At 70.2% G+C, this 24,029-nt stretch carries 19 protein-coding genes; 9 read left to right on the top strand and 10 right to left on the bottom strand.

Annotation, left to right across the window (positions count from 1 at the left end):
- Positions 1–5 precede the first annotated feature (5 nt).
- The 3 genes from ACZ32T_RS12565 to ACZ32T_RS12555 all read left to right on the top strand — a co-directional run bounded on the left by ACZ32T_RS12565 (position 6) and on the right by ACZ32T_RS12555 (position 4,369).
- Positions 6–989, top strand: coding sequence for an FAD binding domain-containing protein (locus ACZ32T_RS12565; protein WP_467366684.1), 984 nt, complete (start codon positions 6–8; stop codon positions 987–989).
- Positions 986–3,205 (top strand): xanthine dehydrogenase family protein molybdopterin-binding subunit, encoded by a 2,220-nt coding sequence (locus ACZ32T_RS12560; protein ID WP_467264291.1) that lies wholly within the window; start codon positions 986–988, stop codon positions 3,203–3,205. The genes ACZ32T_RS12565 and ACZ32T_RS12560 overlap by 4 nt, the downstream gene beginning before the upstream one ends.
- 402 nt (positions 3,206–3,607) lie before the next feature.
- On the top strand, positions 3,608–4,369 hold the full coding sequence (locus ACZ32T_RS12555) for a hypothetical protein (protein WP_467366682.1): 762 nt from the start codon (positions 3,608–3,610) through the stop codon (positions 4,367–4,369).
- Positions 4,370–4,387: 18 nt separating this feature from the next.
- On the opposite strand, the gene ACZ32T_RS12550 is transcribed toward ACZ32T_RS12555, so the two are convergent.
- Genes ACZ32T_RS12550 through ACZ32T_RS12530 form a run of 5 tightly spaced genes read right to left on the bottom strand, consistent with a single transcriptional unit; the run spans position 4,388 to position 10,228 of the window.
- A complete protein-coding gene (locus ACZ32T_RS12550) occupies positions 4,388–5,419 on the bottom strand; it encodes a Gfo/Idh/MocA family protein (protein ID WP_467366680.1) in 1,032 nt (343 codons plus the stop codon).
- A gap of 38 nt (positions 5,420–5,457) precedes the next feature.
- A complete protein-coding gene (locus tag ACZ32T_RS12545; protein ID WP_467264285.1) occupies positions 5,458–6,303 on the bottom strand; it encodes an HAD-IIB family hydrolase in 846 nt (281 codons plus the stop codon).
- Positions 6,287–7,651 carry a DegT/DnrJ/EryC1/StrS family aminotransferase gene (locus ACZ32T_RS12540; RefSeq protein ID WP_467366678.1) on the bottom strand — a complete coding sequence of 455 codons (1,365 nt, stop codon included), beginning with the start codon at positions 7,649–7,651 and terminating at the stop codon, positions 6,287–6,289. The genes ACZ32T_RS12545 and ACZ32T_RS12540 overlap by 17 nt, the downstream gene beginning before the upstream one ends.
- Positions 7,652–7,656: 5 nt before the next feature.
- Complete coding sequence (locus ACZ32T_RS12535) at positions 7,657–8,802, bottom strand: glycosyltransferase family 2 protein (RefSeq protein ID WP_467366676.1); 1,146 nt, start codon at positions 8,800–8,802, stop codon at positions 7,657–7,659.
- A gap of 52 nt (positions 8,803–8,854) precedes the next feature.
- Positions 8,855–10,228, bottom strand: a complete 1,374-nt coding sequence (locus tag ACZ32T_RS12530) for an MATE family efflux transporter (protein ID WP_467264279.1) — start codon at positions 10,226–10,228, stop codon at positions 8,855–8,857.
- 471 nt (positions 10,229–10,699) lie between these two features.
- On the opposite strand from ACZ32T_RS12530, the gene ACZ32T_RS12525 reads away from it, so the two are divergent.
- The 5 genes from ACZ32T_RS12525 (at position 10,700) to ACZ32T_RS12505 (ending at position 17,237) form a co-directional block, all read left to right on the top strand.
- Positions 10,700–11,818 (top strand): hypothetical protein, encoded by a 1,119-nt coding sequence (locus ACZ32T_RS12525; protein ID WP_467366674.1) that lies wholly within the window; start codon positions 10,700–10,702, stop codon positions 11,816–11,818.
- A gap of 23 nt (positions 11,819–11,841) precedes the next feature.
- Positions 11,842–12,831 carry a glycosyltransferase gene (locus ACZ32T_RS12520; RefSeq protein ID WP_467366672.1) on the top strand — a complete coding sequence of 330 codons (990 nt, stop codon included), beginning with the start codon at positions 11,842–11,844 and terminating at the stop codon, positions 12,829–12,831.
- Positions 12,832–12,854: 23 nt separating this feature from the next.
- The gene (locus ACZ32T_RS12515) at positions 12,855–13,766 is read left to right on the top strand and encodes an oxidoreductase (protein WP_467366670.1); all 912 of its coding nucleotides are present in this window, start codon (positions 12,855–12,857) and stop codon (positions 13,764–13,766) included.
- A gap of 573 nt (positions 13,767–14,339) precedes the next feature.
- On the top strand, positions 14,340–15,362 hold the full coding sequence (locus tag ACZ32T_RS12510; protein ID WP_467264269.1) for a glycosyltransferase family 2 protein: 1,023 nt from the start codon (positions 14,340–14,342) through the stop codon (positions 15,360–15,362).
- Between the two features lie 84 nt (positions 15,363–15,446).
- Positions 15,447–17,237: an AfsR/SARP family transcriptional regulator gene (locus ACZ32T_RS12505; RefSeq protein WP_467366668.1), complete on the top strand. Its 1,791-nt coding sequence runs from the start codon at positions 15,447–15,449 to the stop codon at positions 17,235–17,237.
- Between the two features lie 93 nt (positions 17,238–17,330).
- Here ACZ32T_RS12505 and galU read toward each other — a convergent pair whose 3' ends face one another.
- The 4 genes from galU to ACZ32T_RS12485 form a co-directional block, all read right to left on the bottom strand.
- Positions 17,331–18,260, bottom strand: a complete 930-nt coding sequence (gene galU / locus ACZ32T_RS12500) for a UTP--glucose-1-phosphate uridylyltransferase GalU (protein ID WP_467264265.1) — start codon at positions 18,258–18,260, stop codon at positions 17,331–17,333.
- Positions 18,257–19,369, bottom strand: coding sequence for a glycosyltransferase family 4 protein (locus tag ACZ32T_RS12495; protein ID WP_467264264.1), 1,113 nt, complete (start codon positions 19,367–19,369; stop codon positions 18,257–18,259). Before ACZ32T_RS12495 ends, galU begins: the two co-directional genes overlap by 4 nt.
- A complete protein-coding gene (locus tag ACZ32T_RS12490) occupies positions 19,366–20,220 on the bottom strand; it encodes a UbiA prenyltransferase family protein (protein ID WP_467366666.1) in 855 nt (284 codons plus the stop codon). Before ACZ32T_RS12490 ends, ACZ32T_RS12495 begins: the two co-directional genes overlap by 4 nt.
- Positions 20,221–20,336: 116 nt before the next feature.
- On the bottom strand, positions 20,337–21,368 hold the full coding sequence (locus ACZ32T_RS12485) for an NAD-dependent epimerase/dehydratase family protein (protein ID WP_467366663.1): 1,032 nt from the start codon (positions 21,366–21,368) through the stop codon (positions 20,337–20,339).
- A 244-nt stretch (positions 21,369–21,612) separates the two neighbouring features.
- On the opposite strand from ACZ32T_RS12485, the gene ACZ32T_RS12480 reads away from it, so the two are divergent.
- Positions 21,613–22,794: an endonuclease/exonuclease/phosphatase family protein gene (locus ACZ32T_RS12480; RefSeq protein ID WP_467366661.1), complete on the top strand. Its 1,182-nt coding sequence runs from the start codon at positions 21,613–21,615 to the stop codon at positions 22,792–22,794.
- A gap of 22 nt (positions 22,795–22,816) precedes the next feature.
- On the opposite strand, the gene ACZ32T_RS12475 is transcribed toward ACZ32T_RS12480, so the two are convergent.
- A complete protein-coding gene (locus ACZ32T_RS12475) occupies positions 22,817–23,818 on the bottom strand; it encodes a TIGR03842 family LLM class F420-dependent oxidoreductase (RefSeq protein WP_467366659.1) in 1,002 nt (333 codons plus the stop codon).
- Between the last annotated feature and the right edge of the window lie 211 nt (positions 23,819–24,029).

Below are 24,029 nucleotides of genomic sequence, written 5' to 3'. Positions count from 1 at the left end.
CAGCCATGTACCCCTTCTCCTACACCGAGGTCTCCGACATCCGAGGCGCGCTGGCCGCCGGGCGGCGTGGCGGCCGGTACGTCGCCGGCGGCACCACCCTGGTCGACCTGATGCGCGAGAACGTGGAACGCCCCCGCGCACTGGTCGGCATCAGCGACCTGCCGCTGCGCGAGATCACCGTCACCGAACGCGGGGGCCTGCGCATCGGCGCCCTGGTACGGATGGCCGAGGCCGCCGCCCACTTCAAGGTGCGCGCCACCTACCCCGTCATCTCGCAGGCACTCGAGCTCAGTGCCTCCCCACAACTGCGGAACATGGCCACCATCGGCGGCAACATCATGCAGCGCACCCGCTGCACGTACTTCCGTGACGTGACCGCCGCCTGCAACAAGCGCGACCCGGGCTCGGGATGCGCGGCACGGAACGGTTACAACCGCACCCACGCCGTCCTCGGCACCTCCGACCACTGCGTGGCCACCCACCCCTCCGACGCCGCCGTGGCCTTCGCGGCACTGGAGGCGACCGTGAACCTGCTGGACCCGGAGGGGAGCGAGCGCAGCGTGCCCTTCGCCGACTTCCTCCTCCGGCCCGGCAGCACCCCCGATCGTGAACAGGCCCTCACATCAGGGGCATTGATCACGTCAGTGGATGTTCCCGCCCATCCGCGCCCGCTCAGATCAGGCTATCTGAAGGTTCGCGACCGGCAGTCGTACGAGTTCGCCCTCACCTCCGCAGCCGTCGGGTTACACCTGCGCGGCGGAATGATCCGGGAGGCGAAGGTAGCAGCCGGCGGCGTCGGCACCGTCCCGTGGAAACTCCCCGCCGTCGAGAAATGTCTCGTCGGCGAACGCCCTACGGACGCACTGTGGACCGAGGCAGCCGAGCGGGCAGCCGAAGGAGCCCGCCCGCTGGAACACAACCGCTTCAAGGTCGAGCTGCTCAAACGCACCATCGAACGCCAGCTGCGCATCGTAGGAGGTGCCGGGTGAGCCCCCAGCCACAGGCAGCCGTCGGGGCACCGCTCTCCCGGGTGGACGGGCGCCTGAAGGTCACCGGTAAGGCCGACTACAGCGCCGACCACGAGATCGCGGGCGCGGTGCACGCGGTCGTCGTCGACAGCGGCATCGCTCGCGGTCGCATCACCGCCGTCGACACCCGCACCGCCCTGGCCCAGGCCGGCGTCCTCCGGGTGATCAGTCACCTGGACGCACCCGGACTGGAGTACCGCGACAACCCCGGCGCGTTCATGGACCCGCCGGCCGGCGAACGGCTTCATGTCTTCCAGGACGACCGGGTCCGCTTCTTCGGGCAGCCCGTCGCCGTGGTCGTGGCCCGGACGCTGGAGACCGCGCAGCACGCCGCGGGCCGGGTGAGGATCTCGTACGAGGCGGAGAAATCCTCGACCGACCTGACGGCGCCCGGGCTCCCGGTCAACGACCCCCTGCCCCCGCAGGACTACGAGCGCGGGAGCCCGGAAGAGGCGCTGGCCTCCGCGGAGGTGGGGCTGGCGGCCACCTACCGGCTCGGCCGCATGCACCACAACGCCATGGAACCGCACGCCACCATCGCCCGCTGGGACGGCGACAAGCTCACCGTCTGGGACAAGACCCAGTGGGTGCAGGGGACACAGAGCGAACTCGCCGCCGTGTTCGGCATCCCGCCGGAATCGGTGCGCGTCATCTCACCCTTCGTCGGCGGCGCGTTCGGCAACGCCGCCCGGGTCTGGCCGCACTCCACCATCGCCGCCCTCGCCGCCAGGGAGACCGGCCGCCCGGTGAAACTCGTGCTGACCCGCAAGCAGCTGTACTACGCGGTGGGGTTCCGGCCCGCCTACGAGTACACACTGCGCCTGGGCAGCAACCGGAGCGGACAACTGGACGCGATGGCCCACGACATGAGGGCCGAGACCTCCACGTACGAGCACTTCATGGAAGGCGTGGGGTCCGCGGGGCAGATGCTCTACGCCACCCCCCACGTCAGCCAGAAGTACCGGACCGTGCCGCTGGACGTGAACACGCCGACGTTCATGCGCGGCCCCGGATACGCGACCGCCGCATTCGCCATCGAATCGGCCCTGGACGAGCTCGCCCACGAACTGGGCATCGACCCGATCGAACTGCGGCTGCGCAACGAACCGGAGCAGGATCCCTCCAGAGGACTGCCGTTCTCCACCCGGCGGCTGCGCGAGTGCCTCCGGGTGGGCGCCGACGAGTTCCACTGGGACCGGCGGGACCCCACGCCGCGCTCCGCCCGCGACGGCGACCGGCTGATCGGCACGGGCGTGGCCGTCGGCTGCTACCACACCCTACGGCTCGGGGCCGGCGCCCGGGTCAGGCTGGACGCCGACGGCACGGCCTCGGTCGAGTCCGCGTCCAGTGACATGGGACCCGGCACCTACACCTCGATGACCCAGCTCGCCGCGGACGCCCTCGGCCTGCCCATGCGAAGGGTGAACTTCCGGCTCGGCGACTCCCTCCTGCCGGCGTCCCCGCCCCACTCCGGCTCCCTGACCATGGCCAGTGTCGGCTCCGCCGTCCAGGACGGCTGCGACAAGCTGCGGCAACAGGCGGTCGAGCTGGCCATCGAGGACAACGGCTCGCCCCTGTACGGCGTCGGTGCCGACGACGTCGTCGTCCTCCACGGCCGATTGCGGGTACGCGGCGACCAGGCGCGCACAGAGACCTACGGGCAGCTCCTGACGCGCAACAACCGTACCCACCTCGAGACACTCGGCTCCTTCACTCCGCCCTCGGGCCCCGCACGGTCGTCCCAGTACGCGTTCGGGGCGACGTTCGCCGAGGTCGCCGTCGACGCCCGCCTGGGCCTGGCGCGGGTCCGGCGGATGCTCGGCGTCTACGACGCGGGCCGCGTCATCAGCCCCAAGCTCGCCGAGAGCCAGGCCCTGGGCGCCATGGTCGGCGGCATCGGCCAGACCCTGCTGGAGCACACGGTCACCGACCACCGCGACGGCCGGATCGTGAACGCCGGCCTGGCCGACTACCTCGTCCCCGTCAACGCCGACGTCCCCGGCCTGCGGGCGGTCTACCTCGACAACGGCGAGGACCTCGATGCCGCCCCCATCGGCGTCAAGGGCCTCGGCGAGGTCGTCGCCGTCGGCGTGGCACCCGCCATCGCCAACGCCGTCTTCCACGCCACCGGACGCCGAGCCCGCGAACTGCCCATCACCATCGAAGCCCTGCTCTGAACGCGGGGCGGCCGGCACACCGCCGGCCGCCCCGGAGACGGGAGCGAGGCGATCCGCGCAGCGGGCCGCTACGCCACCGCCCCGGCCCGGGAGACCGACACGTGGATCACGTTCAAGGGCCGCACCCGGACCACTCCCCATGATCCGACCACCGCCCCGTCGACGGTCCGCCCCGACCCGGCGAATCCGGTCCGGCTCGTCACCGACGCAGACCTGCCGGCTGTCGCGCAGCAGGTCGTCGCCCGCTTCGTCCGCGCCGGGAGCGGCAGGTGACGACGGTCCGCGAGCTGATGTGCGCCGCCCGGCCCGCCATGCACGCGACCGTGCGTGGGCGTACGCTCGCCAAGTGGGGTGAAATCCGCTCGTGAGGGCCCTGAACAGGGACGTTTCCGAGGAGGCGCCGTGACAGGACAGCGCATCGCCACCCGTGCTGCGGCCTGTGCGGCCGTGGTCGTGTTCGCCGTCGCCGGCACCACTGCGGCCCAGGCGGACGACGACATCGAAGCGCTCCCCGCCGAGCAGATCGCCGACCGCTCGCGTGAGGCCCTGCTGGACGTCGGCTCCGTGCATCTGCGTGCGCGGGGCGACCTCGGGGAGGGGCGCCCACCGATGACGGTGAATCTCAGCGTGGACCGGAACGGCAACTGCGCGGGCGGTGTGGACCTCGGCGAGGGCAAGGGCTCTGTGGAGATCGTCAAACGGGGCGACTCGGTCTGGCTGAAGCCGGACGCGGACTTCTGGGAGAACCAGGTGCCCGTGGGCGGCTCGGCCTTCGAGGCCGTTCTCGCCGGACGGTACATGAAGGGATCGGCCTCGGACTCCAGGCTGCGGCCCGTCGTGGAGGCGTGTGATCTGGACACCTTCCGCGAGCTGGTCTCCGACAATGCCGGCAACGGCGTCGGGACCTTCACCAAGGGGGAGGTGACGACGGTCGACGGCGTACGGACCGTGCCGGTCACCAGGACACTGCACGGGCAGAAGCTGAAGGCGTACGTCGACACCGGTGGCGAGCACTACCCCGTGCGGATCACCGTGCTGGGTGACGGGGCGGATGCGGCCGTGGACTTCTCCGGCTTCGACGAGCCGGTGCCCACGGCCACTCCGTCCGCGGAGGACACCGTGGATGTCAGCGCCGTGCTGGGCAGGGCCCCGGCGCAGTCCTGACTCCCCCGGCCCCGCCGGTCACCCTGTCTTCCCCTTGCGCAGCAGTTCGTCCAGGACCCGCTGAGCCCGGTGCCCGTCGTCGAATCCCGCCAGGGCCCCCGCACGCCCGAGGCCGGCGACGGCCGCCGTCCAGTGGTGGAGCTGGGTCACGAAGGAATCGGCCCAGCCGTGGATCTCGCCGGGCGGGTCCTCGAGGCCGAGGGTGCCGAGGATCTTCACGGGCTCCCACTCCACACCTGTGCGCACGTCGAGGACAGGGCCGTCCTGCGAGTCGTACCGGAGTTCGCCCCGGGTGCCGGCGACAAGGACGCGGAAGCCGACGTCCTCGGGCATGGAGGACTTCGACGCGGTCAGTGTGAAGTGCGGGCCACCGGTCAGCCGGCCGCTCACGAAGGCGTGGTCGTCCACGCACACCGTGCGCCCCTCCTTCTCGGCCACCTTCGTCCGCAGCCCGGCCTCACAGGACCCGGTGTCGACCTCGCTGTCGAAGAGGTGGTGCAGCAGGTCGATGAGATGCACGCCCAGGTCGCCGAGGGCACCGCTGGTGAAGCGTTCGGCGGCATTGTCCCGCCAGGTGAACGTCTTCCGGGTCAGCGCGCTGCCACGCCTGAACGCCAGGTCGATGTGGAGCACACGGCCCGGTACGCCCTCGTCGATCTGCCGGCGGATCTCCCGCACCACCCCCAGACAGCGGTAGTTGAAACCCACGCAGCAGACCACGGATGCGCCGGCCGCGCGTTCCCGCATGGCGAGGGTCTCCTCGACGGAGACGGCCATCGGCTTCTCGCACAGCACGTGCCGCCCACGGTCGACCGCCTCGTAGGCGTAGGAGGCGTGCGTGCGGTTGGGGGAGGCCACGACGACCGCGTCGACCGCTTCGTAGAACATGTCCAGGGAGGTGAAGGCGGGTACGCCCAGACCGTCGGCGACCGACGCCGCCCTGGGGCCGTCCACGTCGTAGAAGCCGGCCAGCGTGGCGCCCTCGACGGCCAGGACCGCCTGTGCGTGCGTCCGGCCGATCCCTCCGGCCCCTATGATTCCCACCCGCATCGGTCCCCGTACTCCTTCGATAGCTGTGGCAGTGGTCGTCACCGTCCGGCTCGCAGTCCTGTGCGCAGCGTGGTGAGGACGGCTTCCGCATAACACCGGTCGGACACGCGTGGATGGCGGCCTCGGGCCTCTTCCGTGCAGTTGCCGACCAGGACTCCGTGGCCCACGGCGGCCAGCATCTCCAGGTCGTTGCCGCTGTCCCCGAAGGCGAACGCGTCCGCCGGATCGAGGGCGTACTTCCGGCAGACGTACCGGACGACCTGTCTCTTGCCGCACGTCAGGGGCAGGAGATCGATGTCGTAACTGTCCGCCGGGTCCCCGGCCGCGGGATTGCAGCGGCTCACGCCGGCCCCGAGTGCGGCACGCGCCGCCGCCTCCCTGACGGCGGCCAGGTCGCGTGCGTCGGTCACGGGGTCACGGGAGCGGTAGTAGTAGCTCTTCACCAGACTGTCCGGGGCACGGCCCGGCTGCGGTTCGAGACCGACCCCGGCTTCCGCCAGTTCCCGTACGACGTTCCGGGCGCCGCGTCCGAGGCTCTCCGCGTCCGGCAGCAACCGCGTCCACCCGGGGTCCGGGCGGAGCTCTCCCGCGTCCGACATCAGCAGCTCGGTGCCCAGCGAGCAGGCGACGAAGTGCGGCAGCGTACGCAGCCCGTATGCGCGGGCCTTGCTCAGCACGGAGGACAGTGAACTGCCCGTCACCCAGCCGAACAGCAGCCCGTGCTGTGCGCCCGCCTCCAGGAGGTAGTCCTCCAGGGCCTCCCGGTGAAGCCGCTCCCGCTCGGTCGGGAAGTGCGCCAGATAGGTCTCGTCGAAGTCGGAGAAGGCCACGGCCCGCACGGGTCGGGGCAGCGGCAGCGCTTCTGTCTCAGACTCCGGTGGCATGGACAGCCGCATGCAGTGCCTCGATCACTCTGTCCTGTTCGGTGACGGACAGTCCGTTGTGGAGCGGAAGGTGGAACACGGTCGCGTTCAGCTTCTCGGTGCGGGGCAGGACGACGCCTCCGAAGAGCTTCTCGTGCAGCGGTGTCCGGTGCCGGTGGGTGAGCACGGGGTAGTAGACGTCCGTCTCGACCCCGCTCTCCCGCAGGCGGTCGCGGAGTGCGTCCCGGGCCGCCTCCCCCGCCGGCACACGTACCGGGAAGAGATGCCAGGCGTGGTCCTCGGTGAAGGCGGGCAGCTCCAGCTGTCCGGCCGTGCCGAGATCCGCCAGGGCCTCGACGTAGCGGTGCGCGAGGAAGGCCCGGCGGTAGTTGTTCAGGGTGAGCCCCGGCACCAGCCCGGTCGCCACGGTCGCGGTCGAGTTGTCGATCTTGGCGTTGAGACCCCAGAGATCGGTCTTGACGTTCTTCTCGCCGGGGGCGAATCCGTGGTAGGCGAGGCTTTCCATGCGTGCGTGGAGTTCACCGTCGCCGGTGAGGACGGCGCCGGCCTTTCCGGTCAGCCCGAAGTTCTTGTACGGGTTGAAGCTCAGGACGGTCGCGTCCGCGTACCGGCCGACGCCCGAGACCCCGATCGCCTGACAGGCGTCCTCCACCACACGCAGCCCGTGTTCCCGGGCGACGCGGTGGACACCGGGGGCGTCGGCGAGCCGGCCGTACAGATGCACGGGCAGGACCGCCCGGGTCCTGGGGGTGACGGCTGCCTCGATCAGCGTGGGATCCAGGCAGTGGCGTCCGGGGTCCACATCGACGAGGACCGGCACGGCACCGCACGCGAAGACCGCGTTCTCGGTGGCGGCGAAACTGTTGGCAGGCATGATCACTTCGTCGTCCGGCCCCACTCCGACCGCGCGCAGGGCGATGACGAGGGCGTCGGTGCCGCTGCTCGTGGCGACGGCGTGGGGCAGCCCGACGAACTCGGCGAGGGCGTGCTCGAAGCGGGCCACGGCGGGCCCGCTCGTCAGTTCACCCGATGCCACTGCCCGGGCGAAGCACTCGACGGCGATCCGTTGCTCCGCCGGTGTCAGCAGGCGCTCCCGGGGCAGGAACGGCACCGCCGGACGGCCCGGTCCGCCGGCCGGTGGTTCCGGTGCGAAGACGGAGTCCGCCGTGGACGGGAGCAGGCGCGGGCTCCGCGTCCTGAGGAGCTCGGCCAGGTCGCGGTTGGCCAGGGCCGAGTCCGGGTCTCGGGCCGGGATCCCGCCGCTCCGTAGATCCAGCACCAGACGGTGGATGCCGGCGCTGTCTCCGGTGAACCTCTTCGCCGTGGGGGCCGGGGGGCGGACCGTCATGGTGCTCACGCCTCTCCGGCGATGTGGGCGAGCGCGGGGCACCCGAAGGTCTTGGCCGCTCGCTCCAGGACGCGCGTGCCGGGCCTCTTGAAGTACAGCAGTTCCCGCCCGGTGCGCAGCGTCTGCACGGTGAGCGGCAGATCCCTGTCCTCCGTCAGGTCGACCACGATCAGGTCGGCGTCCGCACCGGCGTCGGCGATCCTCTTCCCGGCTCCCGTGAGGCCGCTGTCGTCGACCACCAGCACCTCGTACGGCTCCCCGAGGGGCAGCCGGCCGGCGAGGGCCCGGCAGGCGAACTCGAGGCGGAGATACGCGTCGAACCAGCTGGGGCCGTCGTCGCGAGCGGGGTCGAAGTAGGCGTCGAGGATCCACTGGAGCCGGACCTCGGGCTCCGGGTGCTTCGCCGTGAAGTAGGCGAAGTTCTCCCGCCAGTCGGCGTGGCGCTCGCGCTGGGACTCCGGGTGGTGCTGGTGGTGGACGCGGGCGAAGGGTGTGTGCACGAAGGCGAGGCCGTGGCGGTGGAGGCGGTAGCCCAGCTCGACGTCCTCGAAGCTCCATTTCCTGATGTTCACGTCGAACGCGCCGACGGCCAGCAGGTGTTCCTTGCGTACCGAGACGTTGCAGCCGTAGAGGAAGTGCCAGGAGGTCGCCAGGTTGCCGAGGTTCTCCGAGAGCAGATCCGTGACCTCCGCCCGCTCGTCCGGCGCGGCGGAGTCCGGGAGGGCCTCCGGGTCGACGCCGGACCGCAGCCGTTCGAGGTCCACCACGCCGGGGGCCAGGTAGTCGCGGAACCCGATGGCCACGATCCCGGGGCGGTCGCGGTGGCACCGGATGTGCTCCTGGAGGAAGAGCGGGTCGATGATCTGGTCGCCGTCCGCGAAGACGATCAGTTCCCCGTCCGCCGCCTGGATTCCGGCGTTCCGGGCCGCCGAACGGCAGGATTCCGCGGTGCGCGGAAGATGGAGACGGCGCACCGGGTAGGTGAGGGGAAGCGCGTCGACCATGTCCCCGGTGCCGTCGGTCGACCCGTCGTCGACCAGGACCACCTCGAATGCGTCGGACGGGTCGAGGCGCTGGTGGTTCAGCGAGATCAGACAGGGGGCGAGAAGTTCCTTGGAGTTGTAGGTCGGAACGACCAGGCTTGCTTTCACACTGAGCTCCCGAGAATTCGTTGTTCAGCCCTGCTCACGACGTGTCGCCGCGTCAGGACCCGGACACAGAGACCTGTTCCGGCAGGTTGAGGACGCGACGGGCCCGCTCCGGCGCGGACAGATAGCGCCAGCGGGCGCTGAGCAGCAGAGCACGGAGGTTCTCGTCCACGGCCATGGCGATCATCACGCCGAGGATCGCCAGCCCGAGCGGCAGGGAGAGCAGGTAGGCCAGGGGGACGAAGACACCCCACAGGACGACGATCCCGACCACCGCCGGATACGTGACATGACCGACGGCGCGCAGAGTGCTCGCCGTGGTCATGATCAGAGCAGAGCCGGGCAGATAGAGCAGACCGCACCACAGCAGCAGTTTCCCGGCGTCGGCCACGTGTGGATCGCTGGTGAACAGGCCCATGATCCAGCCGCTGCTGAGCGCCGTGACCAGCGCCAGGGCGAGAGCGATCCCGGAGCCTGCCAGCCGGGCTCCGCGGGCACGTCGCCGGATCGCGTCGAGGTCGCCCGCCCCGGCGAGGTACCCGAGGGAGAGCTGCAGCCCCTGGGAGAGCGCGGACGGGAACATCCCGATCATGTTGGTGATGCTCAGGGTGTACGTCCGGGCGACGAGCTCGTCGGTGCCCACGACCGCGATGATCCTGGTGGTGGCTATCTGTGCCGCTTGCCAGAAGGCCGGCTCCAGCATGGTGGGCAGCGTGAAGGCCGCCAGCAGCGCACAGTGCGCGCGCAGGTCCCGCCCGTCCGCCGGGCGCCGGAATCTGATCCCGATCCGGAAGAACACCAGCCGGACGCTGTAGAGCAGGCCGGCGGCGGTGGCCAGCACGGTGGAGAGGGCGACGCCCTGGACGCCCAGACGCGGCCCGGAGTGGGACAGCACCAGAACGTAGATCAGCGCGATGTTGACCAGGTTGGCGAGGCCGCTGGCGAACATGGCCTGAAGCGTGAACCCGTTCGCCGCCATGACCCCGCCGAACATCGCCATGACCGAATGCAGGAGGGCACCCGCGGCGACGACTTCCAGGAAGACCGTCCCGTACGGGAGCAGTCGCCCGTCCAGCCCCATCAGACGAGCGGCGTCCCCGGCGAAGACGTAGACCAGGACTCCGGCGACGAGGCCCAGGACGATGTGCAGCAGCAGGGCGACGAAGTAGTACTCCTGGACCTTCGTGCCCGCGCCCTGACCGAGCGAGCGTGCGTACACGAGGCTGCCGCCCTGCCCCATGAAGGAGAACATCATCAGGACGAACGTCACCAACGTACTGACGGACCCCACCGCGCCTGCGGCGTCGTCGGAGATACGGCCCAGAGCCCATACGTCGACGACCGCCATGAAGTACGTACAGGTCAGCTGAAGAAAGATCGGCCAGCTGAGGGAGAACACCCCCATGCCACCCTTCTGCGGCGCGGACATTTCCTCCCCGTTCCCCTTGCGGCCCACCGGGCCGTACGGCCCGTTCGCGACACCGAACACTGCCGGAACGAGAGGGCATGAGAAGCCAAGAGACGCCGATCCCCCGTTCGAGCAGCGTGATGCTAACCGCACCATCAGCCCCCGGAAATGCGGAACGACCGCATCCGGAGATCGATACGAGCCACGCGGAGTGGCCGCCGAGCCGCCGCCGAAAGGGGAATCAGCGACAGCACGTGAGGCCGCGGCACGGGTCACCGATCGCCATCGCCGTGGCTGAGGCAAATGCGCCCGCTCGTCCGTGACGGAAGGTGACACGCACTCCTGGGTCAGGCGTGGCCGGACCCGTACGGCTGCCGCGGTCCGGCTCGGCCGTGAAGGGCACCCGCGAGCGGCGACAGCCAAGAACTCGCCAAGAACCGCTCCCCTACGGTCGCTCGCATGATCCAGCCGAACGATGCGGGACGGTGAGACATGGCGGACACCCAGGACCTCCAGGTCCGCGGCTCCCGCCCGGCCAGACTCCTCCAACGGGCGTTCACGGCCGTGCTGCTCGTGGGCATGGCGGTGGCGGTGACGCTGTTCGTACGTGGCCAGGACTGGTCCGTTCTCGCCACCGAGATGCGCGGCCGGCCGCCGGGGTCCTTCGCGGTGCTGGTCGGGCTGGCGATGCTCGCCAACGCCGTCGCCGTACTGGCGGCCCTGCTCGCCTGGTGGTCGATGCTGTCAGCGGTCAGCGCCGACATCGAGCCCCCGGCCGGGGGCGGTGGAGTCACCAGGGTGGGTGCGGCCCGGATCTTCTTCGTCGGCCAGTTCGCCAAATACGTGCCCGGCAAGGTCTTCGGGCTGGTGCTGAGCGTGAAGATGGGCCGGGCGATGGGTGTGCCGGCTGCCCGGATGACCACGGCGTGGCTGCTGACGCTGGTGATCGGGCTCCTCACCGCGGCCTCGGCCGGGCTGGTGGCAGGGCCTCAGGTGCTCGGTGGCTCGGAAGCGTGGCTGGCGGTCGCGTCGGCGGTGCCCCTGGCCGTGCTCATGCTGCGTCCCCGCCTGGTGAACGATGCCGCCGTCCTGGCGGCACGGCTGCGTCGGCGCCCGCCGCCCGCGGTGACGGTGCCGGGGCGGGTGATTCGCCGCAACGTGGTGATCCAGCTCCTCTCCTGGCTGTTCGGCGGAATGCAGCTGTGGTTCCTGGCGATCATGCTGGGTGCCCCGCCGCTCCGTTCGCTGCCGGTGTGCGTCGGCGCGTTCGCGCTCGGAGCGGCCGCCGGTGTCTTCGCGGTCTTCACGCCCGACGGGCTGGGCGTGCGCGAGGTGATCCTGCTGAGCGCTCTCGGCGCGGTCCTTCCGCTGCCGGCTGCGGGCGTGGTCGCCGTCCTCAGCCGGCTCGTCGTCGCCCTGAGCGAACTCGTCACCGGTGCGCTGGGTCTGGCCGTGACCGAGATACTCCGGCGGCGAGCGGCCTTCCCCGCTGCGCATACGTCCGGGCGGCCCGAAGGCGGCGACAAGCTTCGGCCAAGCGCCGCACGCCTAGGGTCACCACCGTTGCATCCCCAGTTGTTGACGACCGACAAGATGAATTCGGAGGAATGATGGCTGAGGCACCGCTGGTTTCGGTGATAATCCCGAATTACAACTACGCCCGGACGCTCGGGGCGTGCATTGAAGCCGCACAGGGCCAGACGTACCCCGCGATCGAGGTCATCGTGGCGGACGACTGCAGCACCGACGACTCCGTCGCCATTGCGCGCCGACTGGGCGTGACGGTTCTGGAGAGCCCGGTGAACCGTGGTGTCTCCACCGTTCGCAATCTCGGGGCGGAAGCGGCTCGCGGCGAGGTGCTCTTCTTCGTCGACTCCGATGTCGCCCTGGCACCCGACGCGGTGGCGAAAGCAGTGGATTTCCTTCTCGCGGACAATTCCCTCGGCGCCGTCTGCGGCATGTATCAGGCCGAATCGCTGTTCCCGGACAGCATCGTCAAGAAATACCGGGCGATCCAGCAGTACGTCTGGTTCAACGAGGTGGACGGTTTGATTCCGGGCCTGCACTCGGCCCTCTTCGCGATCCGGACCGCCGTCTTCCGTGAGATCGGCCCCTTCAACGACAAGTTGCGCTGGACCGAGGAGCAGGACTACGGATTCCGGCTCAACGCCCGTTACGACGTGTGGGCGACAGGGTCCGTCCGCGGCCGTCACGACCACGACGGCACTCTGGGAGTCATGCTGACGAAGGTGTTCCAGCGCACCCGGATCGGCGCCCCCAACTGGGTACGACTTCGCTCCCTGCCCGGCGGCGCCGGAACGAGTTACCGCGCTCTGGGCAGCGGGTTCGTGCTGGCCGCGGCCCTCAGCCTCCTCGGCGTGCCGTTCTTCGGGCCGTTGGCCCTCGTCGCGACGGCTCTCACTCTCGCTGTGGGCATTCTGCTCGACTGGCGGACGTACGCGTACGCCTATCGGCACCATGGAGTCCTGTTCGGGTTCCAGTTCACGGTGCTCCACCTTCTGGTGACGCTCACCTCCGCGCTCGCCGCCGGTGTCGGAATCCTGCAAGGACTGCTGTTCCCCCGCTCGGTGCGCCGGCTCTACGGCGTGAACACCCCTGCCTGACCATCTCCGAAGCTGAGGCACGCATGACATTCACCATCGACAGTTCCGCCGCAGACGTCCTGGCCGGCGTCGACCTGCACGGGAAGCTGGCCGTGGTCACCGGAGGCTACTCCGGCCTCGGCCTGGCCACGACCCGGGCGCTGGCGGGCGCCGGCGCGCACGTCGTCGTCCCGGCCCGTCGCCCGGAGGTGGCGCGGAAGGCGCTCGTCGGCGTGGACGCGGAGGTCGACGAACTGGACCTCGCCGACCTGGAGAGCGTGGCCGGCTTCACGGACCGCTTCCTCGGTTCCGGCCGCGGCATCGACATCGTCATCGCCGGCGCCGGTGTCATGGCTCTGCCCGAGACCCGTGTCGGGCCGGGCTGGGAGGGACACTTCGCCGTCAACCACCTCGGCCACTACGCCCTGGTCAACCGGCTCGTTCCGGCAATCGGCGAGGGCGGAAGGGTGGTCGTCGTCTCCTCGGGAGTCAGCCCGACCGGAACCGTCCAGTGGGACGACGTGCACTTCGAGCACGGTTACGACAAGTGGGCGGCCTACGCCCAGTCGAAGCTCGCCAACGCGTTGTTCGCGGCCCGGTTCGACCTGCTGGGCCGTGCCCGGGGGGTGCACGGCTACTCGGTGAACCCCGGATACATCCTCACGCCGCTGCAGCGGCACCTCACCCATGAGGAGATGGTCGCCTCGGGCTGGATCGACGACGCCGGCAATCCGCTGCTCCCCGAGTTCCGGTCGCCCGAGCAGGGCGCCGCCACCCAGGTCTGGGCGGCGACCTCTCCCGAACTCGCCGACGCGGGAGGTGCCTACTGCCTGCACTGCGCGGTGGCCCGTCCGTTCGACGAGCCGACGGACCGGGAGCAGGCCGCACGTCTGTGGGCCCTCTCGGCAGAGCTGACCGGGGTGGACGCTTTCGCTGCCGGGGACAGCCCTTCCTGAGTCATTAGTCGTCGGGGCCCGATATTTCCCGGCGACAGCGTGCAGGCGGTACCGGTGTCCTCAGGGGCGGTCTCGACGAGGCCGCCCCTGAGGCGTGCGATTCCACATCCGGAACCGGCCGCGGTGACTTCCGCATTCGACGCGATCACCACGAATGATCCCTTCGGCCGATTAACGATCGAGGCCGGCATTCCGTTTGTCCGCATCGGATCGGCCGCGTACACGAACGGCGAATTACCGGGCCGGTAACCGAATGCATAGGTCACAGGGGTCCACATAGCGGGGCAAGACCGGTGGGCCGCCTCGGCAGTTTCCAAAATCGCTTTCTGCGCGACGGACCACCGGCTACCTTTGAGACAAAATTCGGCGCACGGATCACCTGTGCCGTATGAGGTCGAACTCCTGTACCCACCGACCGAGATGAACGACCGACAGGAAGGAGAATCCGGCCATGGACCAGAGCCTCGGGCACCGCAGCACCGCGGCCGGCCCGTCCGGTGGTGTCTCACCGAACCCCATGTCTTCGCGTCGCCCTGAGGGCAGGGCGAGCGACCTCGATTCACTGGAGCTGACGTGACTGGATCCGGACACCCACTCGTGTCGGTGATCGTGCCCTGCTACAACAGCACGAAGACCGTCGCGCTCTGCCTCGAGTCCGTGCTGGAGCAGACGTACCCGCACGTCGAGCTGATCGTCGTGGACGACCGCAGCTCCGACGGGACCGCGGCGATCGCCGACACCTACGAGTGCACAGTCGTCCGACTGGCCGAGAACTCCGGGGCGGGGATCGCACGGAACCGCGGAATCGCCGCCGCCCGCGGCGATGTCCTGTTCTTTCTCGACTCCGACGTCGCGCTGGCCCCGGACGCCGTGGCGAACGCCGTCCGCAGCCTGGAGGAGAACCCCACGTGTGCCGCGGTGTGGGGCATCTACGGCGACCGGCCGCTCGTGGACGACAGCGTCGTGGAGCAGGTGCAGGTCCTGCACGGCCACTACCGCCAGATCCAGCCTCGCCCCGTGCTGACGGGGCACTTCGCGGTCGGGGCGATCCGCCGCGGGGTCGTCGACGAGCTCGGCGGCTTCGACGAGCGGCTCACCGGGCAGTGGGCCAACGAGGACCACGAGTACGGCCTGCGGATCTCCGGGCGGTTCCCGGTGACCCGTGCACTCGACGTCGTCGGCTACCACGACGACGACGACCGGATGTCGACGGTGCTGCGCAAGCGCTTCGGCCGGGCGGTGTCCCTGGTGCCCCTGATCTTCCTGCAACGCGACCTCAAGCCCGAGCGTGAGGCCCTGCACCGGCCGCCGGAGATCTTCGCGATCACCCTGACCGCGGTGACGGCGCCGCTGCCGCTCCTCGCCCCGGCGCTCGCGATCCTGCCCGTCGCCGGCCTCGCCTGGTTCCTCTGGGCGAACCACCCGCTGCTGGGTTACGTCCGGCGTGCCGCCGGCTGGCGCATGGTGCTGGTGACGACGGCGCTGAACTACTGCTACGGGCTCGCGGTTTCGGCGGGCGGCCTGACCGGTGCACTGCGCTACCTTGTCGACCCTGGGTTCCGGCGGCGCTACCGCGCCGGGCTCACGGCCACATGACTCCGACCCTTCTGAACACGACGGCATGGTGCGGCATCGAGGCGGGAGCGCTCCCACTGCGATCTCACCGAAAGACGGGGGACTATGAGAATCAGATTGCTCGGCCCGATGGAAGTGGAAGTGGCCGGCCGGCCACTGGACGTAGGACCGCATCAACGACGGCTGGTGCTGGCGGCGTTGGCGGTCGACGCAGGCAGCCCGGTGTCGATCGACGCCCTGATCCGGCGGGTCTGGGGCCAGGACACACCCGACGCGCCGCGCAGCGCCCTCTACGCCCACATAGCCCGGCTCCGTGATTTCCTGGCCAGGGCCTCCGCGGCCGAGGACGCGACCGCCGAGCCGGTGTCCCTCGTCAAGGGGGCGCAGGGATACGTGCTGCGGATCGATCCGCAGCATATCGATTTACACCGCATAGGCACCCTCGCGGAGGACGCACGCGCCACACACGGAGAAGAGCGTCTTCTCGCCCTGCGGGAGGCGATGAACCTCTGGCGCGGCAAGCCTCTGGTGAATCTGACGGGGTACTGGGCCGGCACGATACGCCGGAACGCCGAATCACAGTTCGTCGGCATCGCGAGCGCCTGGGCGTCCGATGAGCTGCGGCTGGGCAACACCCAGGCCGTCGCCGACCGGCTGGCCAAGGTCCTGGACTCGTATCCGCTGGCCGAGCCGCTGGCGGACCTCTACATGCGCGCCCTGTGCGCGCTCGGCCGCACCTCGGAGGCTCTGCAGCACTACGCCACCGTGCGTGAACAGATGGCCGAGCAGCTGGGGCACGAACCCGGCGCGCCCCTGCGTGGCCTGCACATGGCCATGCTCCGCGGCGAACTCCAGTCCCACCACCGGGGCACCGGCACCGGTTCCGCACCACTGCCCCGGCAACTTCCCATGAACGTCGCGCACTTCGTGGGCAGGACCGAGGAGCTGGCCTGGATCGAGAACGCACTCGCCACACCGCGGCCGCAGGCCGCGACACCGCTGGTGAGCATCCACGGAGCCGCCGGAGTCGGTAAGTCGGCCCTCGCGATCCACGCCGCGCACCAGCTCGCCCACCGCTATCCCGAGGGCCAGATGTATGTGGAGCTCGGCGGGAGCAGCAGTGGAGCGCAACCGCTCAGCTCGTCGGAGGCCCTGGCCCGCATGTTCCGTACGCTCGGCACCGAGCCGCCGCCTCCGGCCGTACGGGCGGACGAGGCGTCCGCCCTGCTCCGCTCCCTGGTGGCCGGGCGAAGAATGCTGGTCGTCCTCGACAACGCCTCCGACTCCGAGCAGATAAGGCCGTTGCTGTTGAACGGGGCCGGCTTCGGAGTGATCGTGACGAGCAGGCAGCCGCTGTCCGCCTTGGGTGGCGTCGGCCAACTGCCCCTGAGGCCCATGGAGGTGGACGAAGCTCTCGCTCTCCTCGGTCGGCTGACCGGCATGGACCGGGTGGCTGCCGAGCCCGCCGCGGCCGTGGCGATCGTGAAGCTGTGCCAGTGCCTGCCGCTCGCCGTGACCACTGCGGCGGCGCGTCTGGCCTCCCGCCCGAGCTGGCCCCTGGCCGAGCTGCACGCCCGCCTCGCCGACGAGGCTCGTCGCCTCGACAATCTGGAGATCGAAGGCATGGGGGTGCGGGCCAGCCTGTCCGGCTCCTACCAGCGTCTCTCCGACAACGCCGACCCCGCCATGCGGGCGGCCGCGGCAGCCTTCAAACTGCTCAGCGGCTTCAGCAAGCCGGTGGTCAGCCTCTCGGACGCCGCGCGGCTGCTCTCTGAGTCCAGCGCACGCGCGGAGCTGTGCCTGGAGCGGCTTGTCGACGCCCAGCTCCTGGAGAGCGTCTCCCCGGGCCGCTACCAGATGAACGATCTCCTGCGGCTGTTCGCCCAGGAGTGCTGACAGCGTCTCGGACGCAGACCTCGGGGAAGCGGAACGACAAGGACGTCGTCACCGCTCCCCCGGGGCCGGGCCGTCTGCCGGCGGCACCCCTCGTCACACGTCGTGGGGCATTTCCTGCTCGACGTAACCACGAAGCCAGACCCTGAAATCGGGCCCCAGATCCTCACGCTCGCAGGCCAGGCGGACGATGGCGCGCAGATAGTCGCCGCGGTCGCCGGTGTCGTAGCGGCGACCGCGGAAGACGACACCGTGTACGGGGCCGGCCAGGGAGGGGTCGGCGGCCAAGGCATGCAGGGCGTCGGTGAGCTGGACCTCGTCGCCGCGGCCGGGCACGGTCTTGCGCAGCACCTCGAAAATGCCCGGGTCCAGCACGTAGCGGCCGATGATCGCGAGGTTGCTGGGGGCTTCCCCGGGCTCGGGCTTCTCCACCAGGCCGCTGACGGTGACGAGGTCGCCGTCGCCGTCCTCGTGCGGAGCGGCCGCCGCGCAGCCGTAGAGGTGGAGCTGGGAGCGGTCGACCTCCATCAGCGCGACGACGCTGCCGCCGTGGCGTTCCCGCACCTCGATCATGCGGCTGAGCAACGGGTCACGCGGATCCGTCATGTCGTCGCCGAGGAGCACCGCGAAGGGCTGCTCGCCGACGTGCTCCTCGGCGCACAGCACCGCGTGGCCGAGGCCTCTGGGGTCGCCCTGGCGGACGTAGTGGATGGTGGCCAGCTCGCTCGACGCCTGCACCTGGTCGAGCCGGGTGATGTCGCCCTTGCGGCGCAGGGCCTCCTCCAGCTCGTGGTTACGGTCGAAGTGGTCCTCGAGGGGCCGCTTGTTCCGCCCGGTGACCATGAGGATGTCCGAGAGGCCCGCGGTGACGGCCTCCTCTATGACGTACTGGATCGCCGGTTTGTCGACGATCGGCAGCATCTCCTTGGGAGTGGCCTTGGTGGCGGGCAGGAAGCGGGTACCGAGGCCGGCCGCCGGAACGACCGCCTTGGTGATCCGGGTTCCCCGCGCGGACGATGTGCTCATGCCTGCACCTCCTTCAGGACGGCGGCGTACCGGTCGAGACAGCTGTCGAGGCCGAACAGGTTCCTGGCGCGCTCGGCACCCTCCTCCCGCGCTGCCGAATCCCAGCTCAGCGTGGACAGGAGGGCATCGCGCAGGGCCGCCGGATCACGCGGAGGGACGACCGCGCCCATGCCGGTGGCGGTCACGGGGTAGCGTCCGCCGGGCAGATCGGTCGTGACCGAGGGCACCGCGCACATCATCGCCTCGGCCTGGGCGATGCCGAACGACTCCGCGACCGAGGGCAGCGCGAAGACGTCGATCGACGCGTAGAAGTCGGCGATCTCCTGTCCCCGCAGCAGCCCCAGGATGCTGATGCGCGGGTCACGCACGGCGGCCCGGCGGATCTCGTCGATGACGCTGCCTCCCGCCACGGTCAGGTAGTCACCGCCGATGAGCAGCCGGGCGTCGGGGTCGTCGATCGCGCCGAACGCGGTGAGGAGATAGGGCAGTCCCTTGTCGGGCACGATGCGGCCGAGGAAACCGATGTGCGGCCCCGGCGTCTGCCGGTACGCGGGTGACCCGCCCCTCCGGTCGAGGCAGGGGGCCGCGATCGCGTGCCGCCTCGTGTCACGCAGCGTCGGCCACATCCGGGAGTGCTCGGCCTGGTCGTCGCTGTTGACGACGACCGCCGCGGACCGGCGCAGGGTGATCTCGGACGAGACCCTCACCGCTGCCGTCGCCGCTCGGGCCACGAGGCCGGGCGGGAGCCAGAGGTCGATGTGGTAGGTCGAGACGACGGGGATCCTCGGCCGCAGCCCGGTGATGAGTCCGGCCTCGAGCATGGGCAGGTGCAGATGCAGCACCCGGGACCGTCTGCTCACCCGACGTACCGTGCGGGCGAACGAGGGGCTGACCAGACCTCGGCCGATCGAGGCGATGACCGGGCACCGGTAGACGTCCACGCCTTGGAGCCGTTCACGCAACGGCAGGGCCGGATCGTGCCGGGTTGCGACGACGGCCACCTTCCAGCCGCGGGCCACCAGGCCCTCGGCGACGATCCGGGCGGCCTCGGTCAGGCCGCTCACGTAGGGCGCGTAGTAGTTGACCGCGATGCAGACGTCATAGGTCACAGGGAGCTCGCCAGGTAGGTCGAGGCCAGGACCGCGGTCCACAGGCCGAGGTTGAGCCGCATCTGCCGGTCGCGCAGGAGGTCGTCGACCGGGTCGCCGCCGGAACGTTCGACCATGAGCATCTGCAGATAGCGGGTGACGTGGAACGCGGCGAACGGGAAGGTGAGCGCGGCTCCCACCTTCCCGAAAGGCGGCCTCAGCTGCCACATCGTGGCCAGGTAGCACATCAGGGCCGCCACGAGGTTCAGGACGACCACGTGATCGAGGAACGGCACCGAGTACGCCGACAGAGCCGGTCTGTGTCTTTCCCCGGCCATTTTCAGGCCGGCCAGTTCGTGGCGGCGCTTTCCCAGCGACAGTGCCACGGACGCGCAGTACACACAGATGAGCAGGAGCGGCTGGACGGCGAGACCGGCGGCGACGGCTCCGGCCAGTACCCGCAGGACGAATCCGGCGGCCACCACCGAGACGTCGACGAGTGGCTGGTGCTTGAGGGCCAGGGTGTACCAGACGTTCATGAGGACGTAGCCGCCGAGGATCAGCGCCACCAGCGGCGGGACCGCCACCAGCAGCCCGGCCGTGAGGAGCAGCAGCGCGACCAGCAGGGCCACCGCACCCCGGAACCCCACCTCCCCGCTCGCGATCGGCCGCAGCCTCTTGACCGGATGCAGGCGGTCGGCCTCGTAGTCGCGGAGGTCGTTCAGGACGTACACGGTGGAGGACGCGGTGAGGAAGGCCAGCAGGGTGAGTGATATCGCGGCGACGTGCGGCAGCACCACCGACGGTGCTGTCAGCGGGGCGACCAGCACGAGGACGCCCTTGGTCCAGTGACGGGGCCGTAAGAGCGCCACGTACGCCCTCACCACTCCTGTCCGCCCGGCAGCGATCGGTCCATCCACAACGTCGAGCGCGAGCCTGTCAGGACCTATGAGGTGATCCATGAACGTCTCCCTATCGTGACGGTCGATCAGAACAATGCTTTGGCGAGCTGCAGCGCGCCCTGCCGCCACGGGTCGCGGTGGGTCCGGCCGCTGGCGCCGCGTCGCGCCCGGCCCGAGCTCCGCCACCAGTCGTACGTCCTGAGCAGCGACTGCCTGTTGCTGACCACGGGAGTGAAACCGAGCTGCTCACGTGCCTTGTCTATGGACACGTAGGAGTCGCGGGTCAGCTTGTGCACCAGGCGCCCGTACACCGGGGAGAGCCGGAGAGCGGCGAGGGCCCGCAGCGTCACGACGGCCGGTCCGACCGGAACGGTGACCACCCGCCGCCCGTGGCCCGCCGCGTCGAGGACCGCCTGGAAGTCGTCGCGGAGCGAGGTGAATTCGGCGGCGGCTATGTTGAAGGTGTCGTTCACAGCGCTGTCCGGCCCCTCGCACACGCGCCGGATCGCTTCACAGAGGTCGTCGACGTCCAGCATCTGCGCGGCGGCGTGGCCGCCGCCCATCAGCGGGAAGTCGCGCCCATCGTCCGCCCATTCGAACAGCATCGCGAACAGCCCCAGCCGTTCCGGGCCGAGGAACGTCTTGGGCCGCAGTACCGGTGCGCAGAGGCCCTGCTCCCTGGCCTCCAGTACGACGGATTCGGCGGCGAGTTTGGCGCCGGAGTACGCGTCCACCGGCTCGCAGGGATAGTCCTCGGGAGTGGGGCAGTGGCGGGGCAGTCCGTAGACGGCGGTCGACGATATGTGGACGAACCGCTGGGCACCGGCCTGCCGGGCGGCCGCCACCGCCGATGCCGTGCCGTCCACGTCGACCGATCTGATCTCGCCGGCGCGGTGACTCGGCAGGGCGGCCGCCGAATGGACGATCACGTCGGCGCCGCGGAAGGCTTTGACCATTGCCTCGGTGTCGCGGACATCGGCGTGCACGAATGCGGCTCGATCACCGGCACGGGGAGCGAGAGGGCGGATGTCGACGCCCTTCCATTCGACCCCGGGCCAGGGCCGGGCAAGGAGGGCGGTCCCGAGCATCCCGGCCGCACCGGTGACGACAATGTTCATCTCACATCCCTTTCGTCAGGCACGGGGCGCGCCCGGAGGCCCGTGGAGGAGCGGCATCCGGTCTGCCGGGACGCCAGGGGGCGGCACGTCGCCGAGACGCCCGGGCACTTCTCGCCGGGCCAGGATCCGGACCTTACCGACGGCTGATTGCGCCGGTCTTGGTGGTCACCCCAAGATCGGGGCAAGGTCGCGGTGCGAGTATCTGCAGGCGTGCAGCCCAGCCATCCGGGAGAAGTGGGAGTCCGTGAGCGAGACCGCGAACCTCGAACCATCCGTCTCCGAGCAGGACCGGCCGAAGGACGCGACGCGGGCCGGCCGCCGTCCCGGACGCCGGCGTGTGCGCCTCGCCGTGCTCGCGTGCACGTCGTGGACGGTCTTCGTCGTCCTGCACCGGCTTCTCAGCAACGAGTTCTACTGGTGGGGCCCCTTCGACGTCGCCCCGCCGCTGGTCTTCGCCCTCGTCCCGCTGGTGCTGATCGGCGTGGCCCAGCTGGCCGGGCACCTGCGGTGGCGCCTCACCGCCGCGCCGGTGCTCGCCCTGGTGCTGGGGATCGGTGGCTCCGGACTCAATTTCGGCACCCTCTGGTACACCCCGCCGCCGGCACCCTCCGACGCGGTCGAGGTCGTCACCTGGAACACCCAGTACTGGGACCAGGACCTCCAGCCCGGAGGACCGCGCAGCACCGACGAGTTCTACGACTTCCTCCGCGGCCTGAAGGCCGATGTCTACATGCTGCAGGAGTACGCGCATGTGGACATGACCAGGACACACTGGGCGCAGGCCCGCGCCGTCGACCAGGCGGAGCGGCTGCGGAAGGAGTTTCCCGGGTACGAGGTCGTGATCGAGGGCCGCAACGTCACCTTGTCCCGGCTGCCGGTCGTCGGCCACCGCTGGCTGGACACGACCAGGTGGATGCCGGAGGACCTCAGGCCCGTCCCGGCCGCGTTGCGGGACCGTCCGCTCTTCTACTCGTCGCAGACGCTGAGAACCGACATCCGGGTGGACGGCAGGACCGTCTCCTTCTACAACTCGCACCTGTTCCAGCCACCGCAGCGGCTGATGCGCCTCCAGAACGGCCCCGAGGGATCGATGTTCGAGGTCGACCGGCTCAACTTCGAGATGCGGCACGCCAGTTACGAGGCGCTGCAGTCGGACATCGCGGATAATGCCAACCGGGTCGTTCTGGGTGGCGATCTGAACACGTCGCCCGCGATGGGAATCAAGTCGATGATCCCGGACCGGCTGGTCGACCAGTCGCACGCGCTCTCGTCGCTCTACCCGGTCTCCTGGCCGGCCGGGAAGCGCGCCTGGCGGCTCGACTGGCTCTTCACGACCCCCGATGTCGCCGTGTCGCGCTACGACCTGCTCGATCCGCACGGCCTCTCCGATCACAGCGTCCAGCGCGTCACTCTCTGGCCTCGCTGAGGAGGGGCGCGGTGGGCAGCGGTCAGTCGGACAGCGCGGGGATGACCGTGGAGCCGTAGGCGTCGATGGTCGCCTCACGCGCATCGTGCATGTCGTAGACGGCGAACTGGTCGACGCCGAGTTCGCGCAGGACCCGGAGCTTCTCGATGTGGGCCTCGGCGGGTCCCAGGAGGCAGAACCGGTCCACGATCTCGTCGGGGACGAAGGCCGTGTCCGGGTTCCCGGTGCGGCCGTGATGGCTGTAGTCGTATCCGGAGCGTCCGGCGATGTACGCCGTGAGGGCCTCGGGCACGAGGCCGGAGTGCTCCCCGTAGCGGGAGACGAGGTCGGCCACGTGGTTGCCGACCATGCCGCCGAACCAGCGGCACTGCTCGCGCGCGTGGTCCAGGTCCTCGCTCACGTAGGCGGGTGCGGCGACGCAGATCGTGACCGAGTCAGGGTCACGGCCGGCCGAGGCGGCCGCGTCGCGTACTGCCTTGACCATCCATTCGGTGAGGTAGGGATCGGCCAGCTGGAGGATGAAGCCGTCCGCCTTCTCCCCGGCCAGCGCGAGCGCCTTGGGGCCGTACGCCCCCATCCAGACCGGCAGTCTGCCGTCCTTCACCCAGGGGATCCGGACCGGCTGCCCGTCGACGGTGGCCTCGCGCCCCTCGGCGAGGTCCCGGATCACCTCGATGGCCTCGCCCAGCCGGACCAGCGTGTTCGGCCTGCGGCCGGCCACCCGCATCGCGGAGTCCCCGCGGCCGATGCCGCAGACGGTGCGGTTGCCGTACATCTCGTTGAGCGTGGCGAAGGTGGAGGCGGTCACCTCCCAGGTGCGCGTCCCCGGGTTCGTCACCATCGGCCCGACGACCATCCGCTCGGTGTGCTCCAGGATCCGGCTGTAGATGACGAAGGGCTCCTGCCAGAGCACCGCCGAGTCGAAGGTCCAGCCGTAGCGGAACCCGTTCCGCTCCGCGCGGCGCATGAGTCCGACGACGGCCGAGGCGGGCGGGTCGGTCTGGAGGACGAGTCCGAAGTCCATGGCAGATACTCCTGGTCCGGTGCCGAACAGGCGCGGGGATGTGGAGGCCGGGACCGGCTGCGCCCGGGGGCCCTCCGAGCCACGGTCCTCAGGTGTCCCGGGGCACGCCGGAGCGGCTCCGCGGGCGCGTCCGTGAGCGACGTGCTCCGGTAGAGCTTTCCACATGGGGCCGCGTCGAACCGCGTACGGCGACCGGCGTTCGGACGAGTCG

This window comes from Streptomyces sp. NPDC023573 (assembly GCF_055559735.1).
This window is presented reverse-complemented; position numbering and strand designations above follow the sequence as displayed.